This is a genomic window from Pseudomonas sp. WPR_5_2 (genome assembly GCF_003634475.1).
In the GTDB taxonomy this organism is placed as follows: domain Bacteria; phylum Pseudomonadota; class Gammaproteobacteria; order Pseudomonadales; family Pseudomonadaceae; genus Aquipseudomonas; species Aquipseudomonas izuensis.
In genome coordinates this window covers 87,058-103,670 of the sequence record NZ_RBLA01000004.1, presented here as the reverse complement: position 1 = coordinate 103,670, position 16,613 = coordinate 87,058, and the positions used below count along the sequence as shown (strand labels likewise).

The following is a 16,613-nucleotide window of genomic DNA, read 5'->3' as shown; positions in this document are numbered from 1 at the left end:
CCTGGCGCCCGCCGCTACGGTTGGCGCCAGGCAGATTGCCTAGAACAGGAAATAACGTTGCGCCATCGGCAGGCTTTCTGCCGGTTCGCACCACAGCAGCACGCCGTCGGCCTTGACTTGATAGGTCTGCGGATCGACATCGATGTTCGGCAGATAATCGTTGTGGATCAAATCGGTTTTCTGCACGTCTCGACAGCCTTTGACCACGGCGATTCTCTTCTTCAATCCCAAGGCTTCCGGCAAGCCCGCTTCATGCGCCGCCTGGCTGATGAACGTCAGGCTGGTGGCATGCAGGGAGCCGCCGTAACTGGCGAACATCGGACGGTAATGCACCGGTTGCGGGGTTGGAATCGATGCATTGGCATCGCCCATCAGGCTGGCCGCAATGGCCCCTCCCTTGAGAATCAGCGTTGGCTTGACCCCAAAAAACGCCGGGCGCCACAGCACCAGATCCGCCCACTTTCCAACTTCAATCGAACCCACTTCATGGCTGATGCCATGGGTGATCGCCGGGTTGATGGTGTACTTGGCGATGTAGCGTTTGGCGCGGAAGTTGTCGTTGCCTGCGCCGTCGCCCGGTAGTGCACCGCGCTGCTTTTTCATCTTGTCGGCGGTCTGCCAGGTGCGGGTGATGACTTCGCCGACCCGGCCCATGGCCTGGCTGTCGGAGCTGATCATCGAGAACGCGCCGAGGTCGTGGAGGATGTCTTCGGCGGCGATCGTCTCGCGGCGAATGCGGCTTTCGGCGAAGGCTACGTCTTCGGCAATGCTCGGGTCCAGGTGGTGGCAGACCATCAGCATGTCGAGGTGTTCGTCGATGGTGTTGCGGGTGAAAGGTCGGGTCGGGTTGGTCGAACTCGGCAGCACGTTGGCAAAACCGCAGGCCTTGATGATGTCCGGTGCATGGCCGCCGCCCGCGCCTTCGGTGTGGTAGGTATGGATGGTGCGGCCCTTGAAGGCGGCGAGGGTGGTTTCGACGAAGCCGGACTCGTTAAGGGTGTCGGTGTGGATCGCCACTTGAACGTCGTACTGATCGGCCACGCTCAGGCAGTTGTCGATGCTCGCCGGGGTGGTGCCCCAGTCTTCGTGCAACTTTAGACCGATGGCGCCGGCCTTGACCTGCTCGATCAGCGGCTCCGGCAGGCTGGCGTTGCCCTTGCCCGTGAGGCCGATGTTCATCGGGAAAGCATCAGCGGCCTGGAGCATGCGCGCCAGATGCCAGGGGCCCGAGGTGCAGGTGGTGGCATTGGTCCCGGTGGCCGGGCCGGTGCCGCCGCCGATCATGGTGGTGACGCCGCTCATCAATGCTTCTTCGATCTGCTGCGGGCAGATGAAATGGATGTGGGTGTCGATGCCGCCGGCGGTAAGGATCATGCCTTCGCCGGCGATGACTTCGGTGCTGGCGCCGATGGCAATGTTCACGTCGGGCTGGACGTCCGGGTTGCCGGCCTTGCCGATGGCGGCGATGCGTCCGTCCTTGAGGCCGACGTCGGCCTTGACGATGCCCCAGTGGTCGACGATCAGCGCGTTGGTGATCAAGGTGTCGACGACTTGCGCGGCAAGCAGCTGGCTCTGGCCCTGGCCGTCGCGGATGACTTTTCCGCCGCCGAACTTCACTTCTTCGCCGTAGGTGGTGAAGTCCTTTTCGACCTCGATCCACAGTTCGGTATCGGCCAGGCGAACCTTGTCACCGACGGTGGGGCCGTACATGTCGGCGTAGGCTTGTCTTGAGATTCTCATGGGCTTGCCTTGGGGTTCAATTGAATTTGAAATCGTTCGCTGCGCTCACTTTCGCGAGCAGGCTCGCTCCCACAGGGAAATGCGATCAACTTTGGGAGCGAGCCCGCTCGCGAAGGGGCCGGAACATACACTGTGAAACTTACAGGTCACCCATGACCCGCCCGGCAAAGCCGAATACCCGGCGATGCCCGGCCAGATCCACCAGCTCGACCTCGCGACTCTGCCCCGGTTCAAAACGCACGGCAGTCCCGGCAGGAATATTCAGGCGCATGCCGCGGCTGGCGGCGCGGTCGAACGTCAGGGCGTCGTTGGTTTCGAAAAAGTGATAGTGCGAACCGACCTGGATGGGTCGATCGCCGCTGTTGGCTACTTTCAGGCTGAGGGTTCGTCGGCCGGCGTTGAGCTCGATGTCGCCGGGCTGGATCTGGTATTCACCGGGAATCATCAATGGGCTCCTTGGAGAATCTTGTAATAGAGGGCGGTCGGTTTGTAGCGGCCGCTCGGGTCGCAGGCGTAATCGGGAATCTCACCGACGCGGGTATAACCCAGCGCTTTGTAGAAGTCTTCGGCGGGGGAGCCGGCCTCGGTGTCGAGGTAGAGCATGCCGCGCTTGTGTTGCAGGGCGGCCTGCTCCAGCGCTGTCATCAATTGTTGGCCCAGCCCGCGACGCCGCGCGTGCTCGCGCACCAGTAGTTTCTGCACCTCGGCGCGGTTCAGGCCATTGGCTTTCTGGCACAAGCCGAGCTGCACGCTGGCCTGCACCTGTTCATCCTTGACCACCACCCACAGCAACACGTTGCCCTTGTTCAGGTTCTCCTGGACTTCATCGAAGTACGCGCGGGCCTGGGTTGCATCGAGGTCCGCCATGAAGCCCACGCTGGCGCCGTAGCCGACGGCATCGAGCAGCAGGTCAATCAGTCCCTGACGGTAGTGCGCAAAGCTTTCAACGTTGACGCGACGCAGTTGGGCGGGGTTCATCGGCGATCACTCCTTGTTGGCGGTCGGTGGCTCGGCACCCGGATTGAGGGTCAGTTGCATGAAGGTCAGGTCCAGCCAGCGGCCGAATTTGGTGCCCACCTGGGGCATTTGTCCGGTTGTCACGAAACCGATGCGCTCGTGCAAATGAATGGAAGCTGCATTGCCGCTTTCGATGGCGGCGACCATCACGTGCTTGCCACAGTCCCTGGCACGCTCGATCAGGGCATCCATCAGTTTCGGGCCCAAGCCATTGCCGCGCTGGTCGCTGCGCACGTAGACCGAATGCTCGACGGTATGGCGGAAACCATCGAAGGGCCGCCAGTCGCCGAATGAAGCGTAGCCCAGCACGTTGTTCTCATCGTCGGTGATTACCAGGATCGGATAGCGCTGGGACTGCCGTGCGCTGAACCAGGCCTGGCGGTTACCGAGGTCGACAGCCTGTTCGTTCCAGATCGCCGTGGTGTTGAGCACGGCGTCGTTGTAGATGTCACGGATTGCCGGCAGGTCGGCATGTACTGCGTCGCGAATGGTGTAAGTCATGGCGTGGCCTCAGGCGATCGGTTGGTGGACGGTGACCAGTTTGGTGCCGTCAGGAAAAGTCGCTTCCACCTGGATCTCCGGGATCATTTCCGGGATGCCTTCCATCACTTGTTCACGGCTGAGCAGGGTGGTGCCGTAGTGCATCAGTTGCGCAACGGTCTGGCCGTCACGGGCACCTTCGAGCAGCGCGGCGCTGATGTAGGCCATGGCTTCCGGGTAATTGAGTTTCACGCCGCGTGCCAGACGCCGCTCGGCCACGAGGCCGGCGGTGAAGATCAGCAGCTTGTCTTTTTCGCGAGGGGTCAGGTCCATCGTAGAAATCCAGTTTCGGCAGTTAAAAAATCATTCAATGTGTGAACACATGACCTGTAGGAGCTGGCTTGCCAGCGAAGCTTTTTGGCGTCTGTACTGACGCCTTCGCTGGCAAGCCAGCTCCTACAGGGGATCGGTGTCAGGTGCTCCATATTCTGGGAGGGACTGCTTCTCGGCCGAGCAGTGCAGGCCTGAGCAATCGCCATAATTCAATCAACCAGCCGCGCGCCAACAGCGCTTCGCCGGCCAGGCATCGGGCAACCAGCAACCCCGGCAACTGCGTCAAATCCCCACGCACGTCATGGGGTAGCGAACGACACTGTTCCAGCAGTTCACTATCAATCTCGCCTGTCACCAACAGCGTCGCAAACACCGGCTGCCCATCCAGCCCGATCGGCGAGTCCAGCAAGCCGTCATCGCCGACGATGCGCTGGCGCTCATGCCAGAGCAACCGGCCATCACGGCTGATATCCAGGTGCGCCTGAAAATGCCCGAGGTCGAAGCGCTCGCCGCTGGCCGGTCTACCCAGTGCCACCACGTCCCAGTAGAACAGCCGGGCATCGCCTTCAAGGTCGATAGAGGTGCTGAGTTGCGCCTGTGCCGCGCTGAAAACGATCGTCTCCTGGGGCAACCATTCCAGTCTCGCACCGGCCGCCACCTTCAATTTCAAGTGCTGATAAGCGGGGCCCGCGGCGCGATACCACTTGGCTGCGCCGGGACTGGTGATCTGTGCCCAGGCGTCACGGCCGACACTGGCCGATATGTCCAGGCGATCACCACCCGCAATCCCGCCAGGCGGATGAACGATGATGTGCTGGCAGACTTCGGGGCCCTCGGCATACAAATGCTTCTGCACGCGCAAGGGCCCGAGGTGACGGCGCTGGACCGGGCGCGTGGTGTCGCCGAAGCGGGCGTAGCCGAGTTCCAGTTCGGCGTGCCAGCTGGGGGTGAACAGCGTTGTGGAGGCAGGTGAATTCATGGTTTTTAATTATCGTTAGGTTGCTACAGATTAAATCGTAACCAGACCGCGCACACCCTCGGCTTCCATATTTTTACCGCGACCCTGCTGCACGATCTCGCCACGGGACATCACCAGGTACTGGTCAGCCAGTTCGGCGGCGAAGTCATAGAACTGTTCAACCAGCAGAATCGCCATGTCGCCACGGGCCGCGAGTTTCTTGATCACCGCGCCGATCTCCTTGATCACCGACGGCTGGATGCCTTCGGTGGGCTCGTCGAGGATCAACAGGCGTGGGCGGCTGGCCAGTGCGCGGCCGATCGCCAGCTGTTGTTGCTGGCCGCCGGACAAGTCGCCGCCACGCCGTTGTTTCATTTGCAGCAACACCGGGAACAGCTCGTAGATGAACGCCGGGACTTCCCTGGCCTCGGAGCCGGGAAACCGCGACAGGCCCATCAGCAGGTTTTCTTCCACGGTCAGCCGGCCAAAGATTTCCCGGCCCTGCGGCACATAGGCGATCCCGGCATGCACCCGCTGATGCGGCTTGAACGTGGTGATCGGTTTGCCCTCCCAGTTCACCGCGCCTTCTTTCGCCGGCAACAGACCCATCAGGCACTTGAGCAGAGTGGTCTTGCCCACGCCGTTGCGCCCGAGCAGGCAGGTGACTTCACCGACCTTCACGTCAAACGTCAGGCCGCGCAGGATGTGGCTACCGCCGTAGTATTGGTGCAGCTTGTCGACTTGCAGCATGTTCAAATTCCTTGTGCTTCACACAGAACCCTGTGGGAGCTGGCAAGCCAGCTCCCACAGTGATGGTGTTCGCAGACTCAGCGACCGAGGTACACCTCGATCACCCGCTCGTTGTCCTGTACCTGCTCCAGCGACCCCTCCGCCAGCACGCTACCCTGGTGCAACACGGTGACGTGGTCGGCAATCGAGCCGACGAAGCCCATGTCGTGTTCCACCACCATCAGCGAATGCTTGCCAGCCAGGCTCTTGAACAGTTCAGCGGTGAACTCGGTCTCGGCGTCGGTCATGCCCGCCACCGGTTCGTCGAGCAGCAACAGTTGCGGGTCCTGCATCAGCAACATGCCGATCTCCAGAAACTGCTTTTGACCATGGGACAGCAGGCCGGCCGGGCGATTGGCCGAAGAGGTCAGGCGAATGGTGTGCAGCACCTCGGCGATGCGATCCCGTTGTTCGCCGTTGAGCCGTGCTCGCAGGCTGGCCCACACCGACTTGTCGGTTTTTTGCGCCAATTCCAGGTTCTCGAACACGCTCAAGGCTTCGAACACCGTCGGCTTCTGGAACTTGCGGCCGATGCCGGCCTGGGCGATCTGCACTTCGCTCATTTGCGTCAGATCCAGGGTTTCACCGAACCAGGCCTTGCCGTGGCTGGGGCGGGTCTTGCCGGTGATGACGTCCATCAACGTGGTCTTGCCCGCGCCGTTGGGACCGATGATGCAGCGCAATTCACCCACGCCGATGTACAGATTCAGATTGTTCAGTGCCTTGAAGCCATCGAAGCTGACGCTGATGTCCTCCAGGGTCAGGAGGGTGCCGTGGCGGGTGTTCAGGCCTTTGCCGGCGCGCTGGCCGAGGCCGATCGTATCGCGGCTGGTACCGGCATCGCGGTTGGGCTCCAGGGGCGGAAAAAATGCCGGTTCGAGCATGAACTCAGCCGTGGCAGTGACTCTCATGATTCATCTCTCTTTTCATAAGGCCGTTTCTTCAGCAGACCGATCACGCCTTTGGGCAGGTACAGGGTCACGACGATGAACAGCGCGCCAAGGAAGAACAGCCAGTATTCGGGGAATGCCACGGTGAACCAGCTCTTCATGCCGTTGACCACACCGGCGCCGAGCAACGGGCCGATCAAGGTTCCTCGACCACCCAGGGCAACCCACACGGCGGCTTCGATGGAGTTGGTCGGGGACATTTCACTCGGGTTGATGATCCCGACTTGCGGTACGTACAGCGCACCGGCCAAGCCGCACAACACCGCACTCAATACCCAGACAAACAGCTTGAAACCACGCGGATCGTAGCCGCAGAACATCAGCCGGTTTTCCGCATCGCGCAGGGCGGTCAGCACGCGACCGAATTTGCTTCGGGCCAGGCGCCAGCCGATGAGCAGGCTCGCTACCAGCAACAGCACCGTGGCGAAAAACAGCACCGCACGCGTGCCCGGTTCAGTGATGCCGAAACCGAGAATCGTGCGGAAATTGGTGAAGCCGTTGTTACCGCCAAACCCGGTCTCGTTGCGGAAGAACAGCAGCATCCCGGCGAAAGTCAGGGCCTGTGTCATGATCGAGAAATACACGCCCTTGATCCGCGAGCGGAAGGCGAAGAAGCCGAACACCAACGCCAGCAATCCCGGCGCCAGCACCACCAGGCATAGGGCCCAGAGGAAGCTTTGGGTGCCGGTCCAGTACCAGGGCAATTCGGTCCAGGACAGGAAGGTCATGAACGCCGGCAGGCCATCGCCCGAAGCCTGGCGCATCAGGTACATGCCCATAGCGTAACCGCCGAGGGCGAAGAACAGGCCGTGGCCGAGGGACAAGAGGCCGGCGTAGCCCCAGACCAGATCCAGCGCCAGGGCGACGATGGCGTAGCAGAGGATTTTGCCCACCAAGGTCAGCGTGTAGGCCGAGACATGCAGCGTGCTATCGGGAGACAACAACGACAGCAGCGGTAGCGCCAGCAGTAAAACGAGGGCTACAACACCGACGGCAATCGTGGCTTTGGGGCCGGCTTTCTGTGTCGCGGTAACGAGCAGGGGCTGGTTCATCAGTCGATCACCCGTCCTTTCAGTGCGAAGAGACCTTGCGGACGTTTCTGGATGAACAGAATGATCAGCGCGAGGATGAGGATTTTGCCGAGCACGGCACCGATCTGCGGTTCGAGGATCTTGTTGGCAATGCCCAGACCAAAAGCGGCGAATACGCTACCGGCCAGTTGCCCGACACCACCGAGCACCACCACCAGGAACGAGTCGATGATGTAGCTTTGGCCGAGGTCCGGACCGACGTTGCCGATCTGGCTCAGCGCCACGCCACCGAGGCCCGCTATGCCCGAGCCAAGGCCGAAGGCAAGCATGTCGACACGGCCGGTCGGCACACCGCAGCACGCCGCCATGTTGCGGTTCTGGGTGACCGCGCGAACGTTCAAGCCCAGACGTGTCTTGTTCAGCAGCAGCCAAGTGAGGACGACCACAAACAGCGCGAAGGCGATGATCACGATGCGGCTGTACGGCAATACCAGATTGGGCAGCACCTGAATCCCGCCTGACAGCCAGGCCGGGTTGGCCACTTCGACGTTCTGCGCGCCAAACACCAGACGCACCAACTGGATCAGCATCAGGCTGATGCCCCAGGTGGCGAGCAGGGTTTCCAGAGGACGGCCGTAGAGGTGACGAATTACCGTACGCTCCAGCGCCATGCCGATCCCGGCGGTGACGAAAAACGCCACCGGCAATGCGACCAATGGATAGAACTCGATGGCCTGCGGCGCCAAGCGCTGAAACATCAGCTGCACCACGTAAGTCGAGTAAGCGCCGAGCATCAGCATCTCGCCGTGGGCCATGTTGATCACCCCGAGCAGGCCGAAGGTGATCGCCAGGCCCAGCGCCGCGAGCAGCAGGATCGAACCGAGGGACATGCCGCTGAAGGCCTGGCCGAGCAGCTCGCCGATCAGCAGTTTGCGTTTGACTTGAGCGAGGCTGGTTTCGGCGGCGGTGCGCACGTTGGTGTCGGTTTCCACGCCGGGTTGCAACAGGCTTTCGAGGCGGGTGCGGGCCAGCGGATCGCCGGTTTCGCCGAGCAGGCGCACGGCGGCGAGGCGAACGGCGGGGTCGTTGTCTACCAGTTGCAGGTTGGCCAGGGCCAGACTCAGGGCGGCGTGGACGCTTTCATCTTTCTCACCAGACAGTTGCTGATCGAGGAATTTCAGCTGCGCGGGTTTGGCGCTTTTCTGCAGTTGTTGCGCGGCAGCCAGACGGAGTTTGGTATCGGTGGCGAGTAATTGGTGGCTTGCCAGCGCGGTATCGATCAGAGCCCGAAGGCGGTTGTTCAGGCGCAAGGTTTTCGGCTGGCCATCGACGGTCAACTCGCCTTGTTGCAGGGCGTTGATCAGTTCGATACGCGCCGGGTCGGGCTGCGCGGCCCAGGACTCCAGCAGCTTGGCTTGCTGTGTGGGGTTGGCGGCGACGAAGTCTTCGGCGTCGCTGGCGAAAGTGGCCATTGGCAAAAGAAATGCGATGGCAAGAACAAGTCGGTAAAAGGCACTGGGCATAGATGATCGCCTTGACGCGGACATTGTGGGAGCTGGCTTGCCAGCGATGCAGGCGACTCGGTGTGTCTGATGTACCGAGGTGATGCCATCGCTGGCAAGCCAGCTCCCACAGGGAATTGTGTCGGGCATGAGCACGGTGTTCACACCCGACATCCAATGGCTCAGTTGCTCTTCACCGCATACTCAGGCTTCTTGTCGTTGCCCGGAATGAACGGGCTCCACGGCTGGGCACGGATCGGCCCTTCGGTCTGCCACACGACGTTGAACTGTCCATCGGCCTGAATCTCGCCGATCATCACCGGCTTGTGCAGGTGGTGGTTGGTCTTGTCCATGGTCAGGGTGTAGCCGGACGGCGCGGCAAACGTCTGGCCGCCAAGGGCTTCGCGGACTTTGTCGACGTCGGTGGACTTGGCTTTTTCCGCTGCCTGGGCCCACATGTGTATGCCGACGTAGGTGGCTTCCATCGGGTCGTTGGTTACGGCTTTGTCGGCGCCCGGCAAGTTGTGCTTCTTCGCGTAGGCTTTCCAGTCATCGACGAACTTCTTGTTCACCGGGTTCTCCACCGACTCGAAGTAGTTCCACGCCGCGAGGTTGCCCACCAGCGGCTTGGTGTCGATACCGCGCAATTCCTCTTCACCGACCGAGAACGCCACGACCGGAACGTCGGTGGCTTTCAGACCCTGGTTGGCCAGTTCTTTATAGAACGGCACGTTGGAGTCGCCGTTGACGGTGGAGATGACGGCGGTCTTGCCACCGGCCGAGAATTTTTTGATGTTGGCCACGATGGTTTGATAGTCGCTGTGGCCGAACGGGGTGTAGACCTCTTCGATGTCCTTGTCGGCCACGCCTTTGGCGTGCAGGAACGAACGCAGGATCTTGTTGGTGGTGCGTGGGTAGACGTAGTCGGTGCCGAGCAGGAAGTAGCGCTTGGCACTACCGCCTTCTTCGCTCATCAGGTACTCGACGGCGGGGATCGCTTGCTGGTTTGGCGCGGCGCCGGTGTAGAACACGTTTGGCGACATTTCTTCGCCTTCGTATTGCACCGGATAGAACAGCAGGCCGTTGAGTTCTTCGAACACCGGCAACACCGATTTACGCGATACGGACGTCCAGCAACCGAACACCACCGCGACCTTGTCCTGGGTCAGCAGCTGCCGGCCCTTTTCCGCGAACAGCGGCCAGTTCGACGCCGGGTCCACCACCACCGGCTCCAGCATCTTGCCATTCACGCCGCCCTTGGCGTTGATCTCGTCGATGGTCATCAAGGCCATGTCCTTGAGCGACGTTTCGGAGATCGCCATGGTCCCGGACAACGAATGCAGAATCCCGACCTTGATGGTCTCGGCAGCCTGGACAGTCCAGGTCATGCCCATCGCGGCAATGCTTGCCGTGAGTGTGAAAGCCTTGATCAAACTGCGACGCTTCATTGTGCGATCTCCATGAACGTTTAATTTTTCTGGTTGGCAGATGCGGACGACTGAAGGGTCTTTAGCAAGGGCTGTGCCCGGTCGGGAAAAGGCAGGGAAATGTCGGTTTAGAGCGGTTGCCGGAGTTGGTGGCGCACCATGAAGGGACGCACCTGGCGCGTTGGTGCGTTCCTCTGCGCCAGAACGGGGCGCAGGAATGTCAATTAGCGCCGCCCTCTGTGGGAGCGGGCTTGCCCGCGATAGCGGTAGAACAGGCACAGAAATGTTGAATGTGCCGCCGTCATCGCTGGCAAGCCAGCTCCCACAGGTTCCGTGGTGTTTTGTGGTATCAGCGGCGGCGCATGAGGCCGATGAAGAACAGGCCGCCGATGGCAGCGGTGGCAACGCCGATGGGCAGGTCTTCTGGGGCGATCATTGTCCGTGCCGCAACGTCCACCCACACCAGGAAAACGCTGCCGATCAACACACACACCAGCAACAACCGACGATGCTCGGCCCCGACCAATCGCCGCGCAATGTGCGGCATCATCAGCCCGACGAAACCAATTGAACCGCTGATGGAGACCAGTACTCCGGTCATCAGCGAGGCAATGACAAACACCCACGACCGCACTGTCCGTGCGTTCAATCCCAGCGTCACGGCGGTCTGCTCACCCGCCATCAAGGCATTCAGCGAACGCGCCATACCCAGCAGCATGACCAGTCCGAGCAGTACGCTGGCAGCAGGCACTGCCAGCAATTCCCAACGCGCCAACCCGAGCCCGCCGAGCATCCAGAACATCACTGCGGAACTGGCGCGGTGATCGCCGAGAAACAGCAGCAGGTTGGCAATCGCCATCATCACGAACGACACCGCCACGCCACACAGCAGCAGACGATCACTGTCCAGGCGACCGTGCCGGCTGGCGATCATCAGCACCACCAGCATGCTCGACAATGCACCGATGAAAGCGGCGATGGGCAGGGTCAGCAGGCCGACGATTTCGCCGACATGCAGCACTACGATGACCGCGCCCAACGTCGCGCCGGACGTGACCCCGAGCAAATGCGGGTCGGCCAGCGGGTTGCGCGTCACCGCTTGCAGCACCGCGCCGATCAGCGCCAATCCGGCACCCACCAATGCACCCAGCAACATGCGCGGTACGCGGATCAGCCAGACGATGTGTTCCTGCCCGGCGCTCCAGTCGGGCACGCCGAAACCAAACAGCTTGTGCAGCAGAATCCGCCACACTACGTCCACCGGCACCCGCGCCGGGCCGAAACCCAGCGACACCACGCAGGACACCAGCAACAACGCACCGAGGGCGATCAGCAACAAGGCGTAGCGACGATTGATCATCCGCCGTGGAAGCCTTTGGCCAGGGTTTGCACCGCCAGCACGTTATCGATCCCCGGCGTGGCCTGCACGTAGGGGATGACGATGAAGCGTTGGTGCTTGATCGCATCGACAGATTGCAGTGCCTTGTTATCCAGCAGGAACTGCATTTTTTGTTCGGCAGTGACTTCGCCGTAATCGACGATCACGATCACCTGCGGATTGCGCTCGACCACGTTCTCCCAGTTGACCCGGGTCCAGCTCGCTTCGACGTCGTCGAGCACATTGCGTCCGCCCGCCGCATCGATCAGCGCTTGCGGCATGCCCAGGCGACCCGAGGTCATGGCCCGGTCTTCGCCACTGTCATAGAGAAACACCCGGGGTCTTTCGGCAGGCAGACCTTTGCGGACTCCGGCGACCTGCGCCTGCATCTCGCTGATCAAGGTGTTGGCGCGATCCTGTACGTCGAAAATTTTTCCGAGGTTGCGCAGGTCGTTATAAGTGTCTTCCAGCGTCGCCGGTGGACGCTTCATCACAAAGGCGCAGGACTCGGTCAACTCATACACATTGATGCCCAGTGGCTGCAGGGTCTGTGGCGTGAGATCGCCGCCCACGCGCATGCCATAGTCCCAACCGGCGAAGAAGAAATCGACATTGGCGTCGAGCAGGGTTTCCACCGACGGGTACTTGGCCGCCAGTTCCGGCAATCCCTCGAGGATGCTGTGCATTTGCGGCGTCACCGACTTCCAGCCGGACACACCGCTGTATCCCGCCATCTGTGGCTTGAGGCCAAGGGCAAGCATCATCTGGGTCATGTTGATGTCGTGACTGACCGCGTGCTTTGGCGCTTGCTGGAAGGTCACCTCGCGGTTGCAGCTCTGAATCGTCAACGGGTAGTGCGTGGCCTCGGCAAGTGCCTGGGCGCTGCCCAGCAACAGGGAAACGTACAGCAGGGAACGCAAAATCATGGCCGGGTTATCCAGGTGATTCGTGGGTAGCCGTGCAAGGGGTGTTCATCGATTAACGCTTCGACACCAAACACGTTGCGCAGCAGCGCGGCGGTCAGTACTTCTTTCGGCGCGCCGCTGGCGACGATGCGACCGTGGTTGATCACGTAGAGCCGATCGCAGAAGGCGGCAGCCAGATTGAGGTCATGGATGCTCGCCAGGGTGCCGATTTTCAGGCGCTTGACCAACCGCAGCAGCTCAAGCTGGTAGCGCGGGTCGAGGTGGTTGGTCGGCTCGTCGAGGATCAGCAATTGAGGTTGCTGGGCCAGGGCGCGGGCGAGGATCACGCGCTGCTTTTCGCCGCCGGAAAGGGTGGAGAATGCGTGGTCTTCGAAGCCTTTGAGCCCGACGGATTCAATCGCCTTTGTCGCAAGGTTTCGATCTTCGACGGTGTCGCCGTCGAACAGCCCCTTGTGCGGCGTGCGCCCCATGGCAACGACCTCGCTGACGGTCAGGCCAAACGCATCGGGAAACTCCTGCAACACCACGGCGATACGTTGCGCGCACCAGCGCGAAGATTGCGTCCAGACGTTGTGATGGTCGAGCCTGGCCTCGCCGCTTTCCGGTTTGTTGAAGCGCCAGGCGCAACGCAACAGGCTGGTCTTGCCACTGCCGTTGGGGCCGATCAAACCGACGAACTCGCCGGCGGCCACGTGCAGCGAAGCACTGCGCAGCTGAAATTGGTGATGGCAGTGGCCGTGGCCCAGTGGCGACCAGGTGAGGTTTGTGAGGTTCAGCGAGGTCATGCAGTTGCTCTTGGGGTGTTGCTGATGGCCTCTCCGCTGGCAAGCCAGCTCCTACAGGGGACGTGAAAATCCTGTAGGAGCTGGCTTGCCAGCGAAAGGGCCGCAAAGGAAACCCTGAAATGTCAGAGTGACGCGCGGGGGAGTTTACAGTCCCTTAAACCCCGCGCATCTCGCCTGTTTCATGATGAAGTTGAGGCGCTTTCAGTTTGTCGGATCAAGCGCGACAGCAGTAGCTTGTCGAGCAGCCAGACCGCCACCAGCGAAGCCCCCACCAACGGGAACGCCACCGCCAGGGCAAACATGATAACCATTGCGGTTTTCCATTTTGGCAGGTCGTGGCGCAGCGGCGGCACGCCGAACTTGCCTTGCGGGCGACGCTTCCACCAGATCACCACGCCGCTGACGGCGCTGAGCAGGATCATCAGGCAGATCAACAGCACGACGATCTGATTGAACACGCCGAACATTTTGCCTTCATGCAGCATCACGCCGATTTCCGTGGCGCGGGCGACGGTGCCGTACTGCTCGAAGCGCACATCGGCCAGAACTTTGCCGCTGTATTGATCGACATGCAGGGTCGCGTCGTTGCGCGGATCATCGGCGAATACCGAGATGGTGAACACGCCGGTCGCGGACTTCGGCAGGGTGATGCTGTAACCGGGCTCGACCTTGCTTTGCGCCGCGATGTTTTGCACGTCTTGCAGGCTGATGGTCGGCGCCGCGGGACCTGCGTGAGCGCCGTCGTGGGCCATGTGTTCGGCGTGGTCACCGGACATTGGCATCGGCGTGTTTTCCATGGCCCATGGCACGGTTTGGCGATGAGCCTCGTTGAGGCTGCGCGCTTCAACATCGGATTTGGGCACGTTGTCCCACATCGCCGCCGGGAAGACGTTCCACACCGCTGCGTATTGCTGGCCCCAGAAACCTGTCCAGGTCATGCCGCTGAGCAGCATCACCAGCAGCAGCGAGGCGCCCCAGAACCCGGTGACGGCATGCAAGTCGCGCCACAGCACCCGGCCGCGGCTACTCAGGCGTGGCCACAGAATGCCGGCGGCCTGACCCCGCGGCCACCACAGGAATACCCCGGACACTACCAGCACCACACCCCAGCCGGCGGCCAATTCCACCAGTCGGTCGCCCACGGTGCCGATCATCAGTTCGCCGTGAATCGCCCGCGCGATGGCTTGCAGGTTTTTCTTGGCGTCTTGTTCGCCGAGGATGTCGCCGTGGTACGGATCGACGAATACGTTCAGCTCTTTGCCGCTGTCGAGCACAACAAACTGGGCACTGCGTTCGGCGTTCACCGGTGGCAGATATTGTTTGATCGTGCCTTGTGGGTAGGCTTCTTTCACCCGGTTGAGCAGGTTGTCGGCCGGGATGGTGTGATGGCCGGCGGGGACGTTGAGCAAACTGCTGTACATCAGCGAGTCGAGTTGTGGCTTGAACAGGTAAAGGGTGCCGGTGAGGGCCAGCATCACCATGAATGGCGCAACGAACAATCCGGCATAAAAATGCCAGCGCCATGCCAGGTTGTAGAAGTTCACTTTGGGCTGTTTCATCACGTGTGCTCCGCGTGGCTCGGATCTTTTAGTTATGGGTTTGCGGGTCTACGTGATGATGGGCGGGGCGCGGGTGCGGGCACCGGGGAAAAAGGTCTGCCGGGCATGGCCCAGGCGCGGGGAAGGGGAGGTGAAAGTACTGGTGGGCGGGGTGTCGAACGCGGTAAGTGACACACCACCGGTGAGCGCCGGGCAGTTGAACAACAGGCTGCAATAGCCGCACTTTTCCCACAGCGCATGATGCCCCGAAGGGAGCGGGCTGTGTTCGGCGCCCGGTTGTGCACCATGCCCGGCATGATCCATTGCCGGCATGTCCATGGACAGGCCCATCGACATGCTCACGCTCATGGACGCGTGCGAGTCCATCGGCATCGACTGGGAAACCAGTGGGCCGATAAAGATCATCAACATGGCGAACAGGCTGATCCAGCTGCCGCGTGTCAGGCTCGATGGCTGACGACGGGGTCTGGATCGCCTGGCGCTAAACGGGCGCATGGGCGTTTTCAGCTCAAGCGGTTATTGGGCGTGCGCGTGCTTTTGCCCGTCTTCAGGCGCCTGCTTCTGCACCGCCACTTCGACCGTCACGTCACCGGATTTCTCGAAGTGCAGGGTCATCGGGAAGCGCTTGCCGTCGCTCAGCAGGCTCCGGTCTTTCAGGTTGAGCAGCATCACGTGATAGGCCATGGGTGCAAACGTGACTTCGCCACCGGCGGGGATTTCCACGTTTGGTACGTGCTGCATTTTCATCACGTCGTTTTGCATCACGTGCTCGTGCAGTTGCGCTTCGCCTGCAATGGGCGAGTCGACACTGAGCAATCGGTCAGCTGATTTGCCTTCGTTGTTGATCACGAAATAGGCAGCAACGTTTGGCGCGTTGGGCGGCAACTCCTGTGACCAGGGATGAGCGATTTCCAGCTCCCCGACCTTGTATTCGTGGGCATTGGCAAAGCAGGCAGGCAGCAGCAACGCTGCCACAACGATGAGTTTGTTCAACATGGTGGTTCTCCAGAACGATTCAGGACGCAGTTCAATTGCGAGATGGAATCACACCAGAGGGGATGCGCGGGGATTGAGGCTCGGCCATTGCTGGCGCGGTGTCGGTGTACTGAGCGAGGCAGCCGGCAGGCTTCGATTGGATTCGAATTGCGCGAAATACAACTGGGGCACGTGCCCCGGCAACGCCACCACCGGCGCCGAGCCGGAGCAACACCAGCAATGCTGCATGTTGGAATGAACATCACTTTGCGGGGCTTTCTGCTCGATATCACCGAGAGAAACCGCCACCATCCTGGTGCCGCTGGACGAGCAGAAACTGCCCCACAACAATTGCTCGGCAGGCAACTTAGCCGACTGCGCCATCGCTCCGGACATCGGCATGGCGAGCAGGTTGAACAGCACTGCGAAGCAGGCTATCCAGGCAATTGCGAGCCGTTGTCGGGACATGGGACAGATCCATTGGGTGGGCGATCAGGCGCGGCTATTTAGCCTGATCAATGCCGATAAGTAAAAAAGCGGCGTGCGGTTTGGTGTCGCAGCGATTTCATAGACTTCAGAATAGACGCGAATAGCGAAATGCCAGTGTCGCTTAAGCATTCTTCGGAATTTCATTCATGATCGTTATCCTTTTGTATCGCTGCCCATGACGTCATCGCGGGCAAGCCCGCTCCCACAGGTTTATTGCCTGGCTCAAATTTTCTGCCCGATCAAATCAACTGGGGGAGCGGGCTTGCCCGCGATG

At 61.1% G+C, this 16,613-nt stretch carries 18 protein-coding genes; all 18 read right to left on the bottom strand.

Going from position 1 to position 16,613, the window contains the following annotated elements; genetic code table 11:
* Window positions 1-39: 39 nt before the first annotated feature.
* Window positions 40-1,740 carry an urease subunit alpha gene (gene ureC / locus BJ917_RS16160; protein ID WP_121103842.1) on the bottom strand — a complete coding sequence of 567 codons (1,701 nt, stop codon included), beginning with the start codon at window positions 1,738-1,740 and terminating at the stop codon, window positions 40-42.
* Window positions 1,741-1,879: 139 nt separating this feature from the next.
* Entirely contained in the window at window positions 1,880-2,185 is a 306-nt protein-coding gene (locus BJ917_RS16155; RefSeq protein ID WP_096513645.1) for an urease subunit beta, read from the bottom strand.
* Window positions 2,185-2,718, bottom strand: a complete 534-nt coding sequence (locus BJ917_RS16150) for a GNAT family N-acetyltransferase (RefSeq protein ID WP_096513644.1) — start codon at window positions 2,716-2,718, stop codon at window positions 2,185-2,187. Before BJ917_RS16150 ends, BJ917_RS16155 begins: the two co-directional genes overlap by 1 nt.
* 6 nt (window positions 2,719-2,724) lie before the next feature.
* On the bottom strand, window positions 2,725-3,258 hold the full coding sequence (locus tag BJ917_RS16145) for a GNAT family N-acetyltransferase (protein ID WP_121103841.1): 534 nt from the start codon (window positions 3,256-3,258) through the stop codon (window positions 2,725-2,727).
* Window positions 3,259-3,267: 9 nt separating this feature from the next.
* Entirely contained in the window at window positions 3,268-3,570 is a 303-nt protein-coding gene (ureA, locus tag BJ917_RS16140) for an urease subunit gamma (RefSeq protein ID WP_096513642.1), read from the bottom strand.
* A gap of 139 nt (window positions 3,571-3,709) precedes the next feature.
* Entirely contained in the window at window positions 3,710-4,549 is an 840-nt protein-coding gene (locus BJ917_RS16135) for an urease accessory protein UreD (RefSeq protein WP_121103840.1), read from the bottom strand.
* A 30-nt stretch (window positions 4,550-4,579) separates the two neighbouring features.
* Entirely contained in the window at window positions 4,580-5,278 is a 699-nt protein-coding gene (urtE, locus tag BJ917_RS16130; RefSeq protein WP_096513640.1) for an urea ABC transporter ATP-binding subunit UrtE, read from the bottom strand.
* A 77-nt stretch (window positions 5,279-5,355) separates the two neighbouring features.
* Window positions 5,356-6,228, bottom strand: coding sequence for an urea ABC transporter ATP-binding protein UrtD (urtD, locus tag BJ917_RS16125; protein WP_096513639.1), 873 nt, complete (start codon window positions 6,226-6,228; stop codon window positions 5,356-5,358).
* On the bottom strand, window positions 6,225-7,319 hold the full coding sequence (gene urtC / locus BJ917_RS16120) for an urea ABC transporter permease subunit UrtC (protein ID WP_096513638.1): 1,095 nt from the start codon (window positions 7,317-7,319) through the stop codon (window positions 6,225-6,227). The genes urtD and urtC overlap by 4 nt, the downstream gene beginning before the upstream one ends.
* On the bottom strand, window positions 7,319-8,821 hold the full coding sequence (gene urtB, locus BJ917_RS16115) for an urea ABC transporter permease subunit UrtB (RefSeq protein WP_096513637.1): 1,503 nt from the start codon (window positions 8,819-8,821) through the stop codon (window positions 7,319-7,321). Before urtB ends, urtC begins: the two co-directional genes overlap by 1 nt.
* A gap of 161 nt (window positions 8,822-8,982) precedes the next feature.
* Entirely contained in the window at window positions 8,983-10,248 is a 1,266-nt protein-coding gene (gene urtA / locus BJ917_RS16110; RefSeq protein WP_096513636.1) for an urea ABC transporter substrate-binding protein, read from the bottom strand.
* A gap of 328 nt (window positions 10,249-10,576) precedes the next feature.
* Window positions 10,577-11,587 carry an iron ABC transporter permease gene (locus tag BJ917_RS16105; protein WP_121103839.1) on the bottom strand — a complete coding sequence of 337 codons (1,011 nt, stop codon included), beginning with the start codon at window positions 11,585-11,587 and terminating at the stop codon, window positions 10,577-10,579.
* Window positions 11,584-12,531 (bottom strand): ABC transporter substrate-binding protein, encoded by a 948-nt coding sequence (locus BJ917_RS16100; protein WP_121103838.1) that lies wholly within the window; start codon window positions 12,529-12,531, stop codon window positions 11,584-11,586. Before BJ917_RS16100 ends, BJ917_RS16105 begins: the two co-directional genes overlap by 4 nt.
* Window positions 12,528-13,316, bottom strand: a complete 789-nt coding sequence (locus tag BJ917_RS16095) for an ABC transporter ATP-binding protein (protein ID WP_121103837.1) — start codon at window positions 13,314-13,316, stop codon at window positions 12,528-12,530. Before BJ917_RS16095 ends, BJ917_RS16100 begins: the two co-directional genes overlap by 4 nt.
* 179 nt (window positions 13,317-13,495) lie before the next feature.
* Window positions 13,496-14,875, bottom strand: a complete 1,380-nt coding sequence (locus BJ917_RS16090) for a PepSY domain-containing protein (RefSeq protein WP_121103836.1) — start codon at window positions 14,873-14,875, stop codon at window positions 13,496-13,498.
* 48 nt (window positions 14,876-14,923) lie between these two features.
* Window positions 14,924-15,370 carry a DUF2946 domain-containing protein gene (locus tag BJ917_RS16085; protein WP_096513631.1) on the bottom strand — a complete coding sequence of 149 codons (447 nt, stop codon included), beginning with the start codon at window positions 15,368-15,370 and terminating at the stop codon, window positions 14,924-14,926.
* A 21-nt stretch (window positions 15,371-15,391) separates the two neighbouring features.
* A complete protein-coding gene (locus BJ917_RS16080; protein ID WP_121103835.1) occupies window positions 15,392-15,871 on the bottom strand; it encodes a copper chaperone PCu(A)C in 480 nt (159 codons plus the stop codon).
* 48 nt (window positions 15,872-15,919) lie between these two features.
* Entirely contained in the window at window positions 15,920-16,318 is a 399-nt protein-coding gene (locus BJ917_RS16075; RefSeq protein WP_096513629.1) for a DUF2946 domain-containing protein, read from the bottom strand.
* Window positions 16,319-16,613 lie beyond the last annotated feature (295 nt).

What these genes read in the sequence shown, in the direction of transcription:
- ureC (WP_121103842.1), bottom strand. Translation starts at nt 1,740, where the DNA reads ATGAGAATCTCAAGACAAGCCTACGCCGACATGTACGGCCCCACCGTC.
- BJ917_RS16155 (WP_096513645.1), bottom strand. Translation starts at nt 2,185, where the DNA reads ATGATTCCCGGTGAATACCAGATCCAGCCCGGCGACATCGAGCTCAAC.
- BJ917_RS16150 (WP_096513644.1), bottom strand. Translation starts at nt 2,718, where the DNA reads ATGAACCCCGCCCAACTGCGTCGCGTCAACGTTGAAAGCTTTGCGCAC.
- BJ917_RS16145 (WP_121103841.1), bottom strand. Translation starts at nt 3,258, where the DNA reads ATGACTTACACCATTCGCGACGCAGTACATGCCGACCTGCCGGCAATC.
- ureA (WP_096513642.1), bottom strand. Translation starts at nt 3,570, where the DNA reads ATGGACCTGACCCCTCGCGAAAAAGACAAGCTGCTGATCTTCACCGCC.
- BJ917_RS16135 (WP_121103840.1), bottom strand. Translation starts at nt 4,549, where the DNA reads ATGAATTCACCTGCCTCCACAACGCTGTTCACCCCCAGCTGGCACGCC.
- urtE (WP_096513640.1), bottom strand. Translation starts at nt 5,278, where the DNA reads ATGCTGCAAGTCGACAAGCTGCACCAATACTACGGCGGTAGCCACATC.
- urtD (WP_096513639.1), bottom strand. Translation starts at nt 6,228, where the DNA reads ATGAGAGTCACTGCCACGGCTGAGTTCATGCTCGAACCGGCATTTTTT.
- urtC (WP_096513638.1), bottom strand. Translation starts at nt 7,319, where the DNA reads ATGAACCAGCCCCTGCTCGTTACCGCGACACAGAAAGCCGGCCCCAAA.
- urtB (WP_096513637.1), bottom strand. Translation starts at nt 8,821, where the DNA reads ATGCCCAGTGCCTTTTACCGACTTGTTCTTGCCATCGCATTTCTTTTG.
- urtA (WP_096513636.1), bottom strand. Translation starts at nt 10,248, where the DNA reads ATGAAGCGTCGCAGTTTGATCAAGGCTTTCACACTCACGGCAAGCATT.
- BJ917_RS16105 (WP_121103839.1), bottom strand. Translation starts at nt 11,587, where the DNA reads ATGATCAATCGTCGCTACGCCTTGTTGCTGATCGCCCTCGGTGCGTTG.
- BJ917_RS16100 (WP_121103838.1), bottom strand. Translation starts at nt 12,531, where the DNA reads ATGATTTTGCGTTCCCTGCTGTACGTTTCCCTGTTGCTGGGCAGCGCC.
- BJ917_RS16095 (WP_121103837.1), bottom strand. Translation starts at nt 13,316, where the DNA reads ATGACCTCGCTGAACCTCACAAACCTCACCTGGTCGCCACTGGGCCAC.
- BJ917_RS16090 (WP_121103836.1), bottom strand. Translation starts at nt 14,875, where the DNA reads ATGAAACAGCCCAAAGTGAACTTCTACAACCTGGCATGGCGCTGGCAT.
- BJ917_RS16085 (WP_096513631.1), bottom strand. Translation starts at nt 15,370, where the DNA reads ATGCGCCCGTTTAGCGCCAGGCGATCCAGACCCCGTCGTCAGCCATCG.
- BJ917_RS16080 (WP_121103835.1), bottom strand. Translation starts at nt 15,871, where the DNA reads ATGTTGAACAAACTCATCGTTGTGGCAGCGTTGCTGCTGCCTGCCTGC.
- BJ917_RS16075 (WP_096513629.1), bottom strand. Translation starts at nt 16,318, where the DNA reads ATGTCCCGACAACGGCTCGCAATTGCCTGGATAGCCTGCTTCGCAGTG.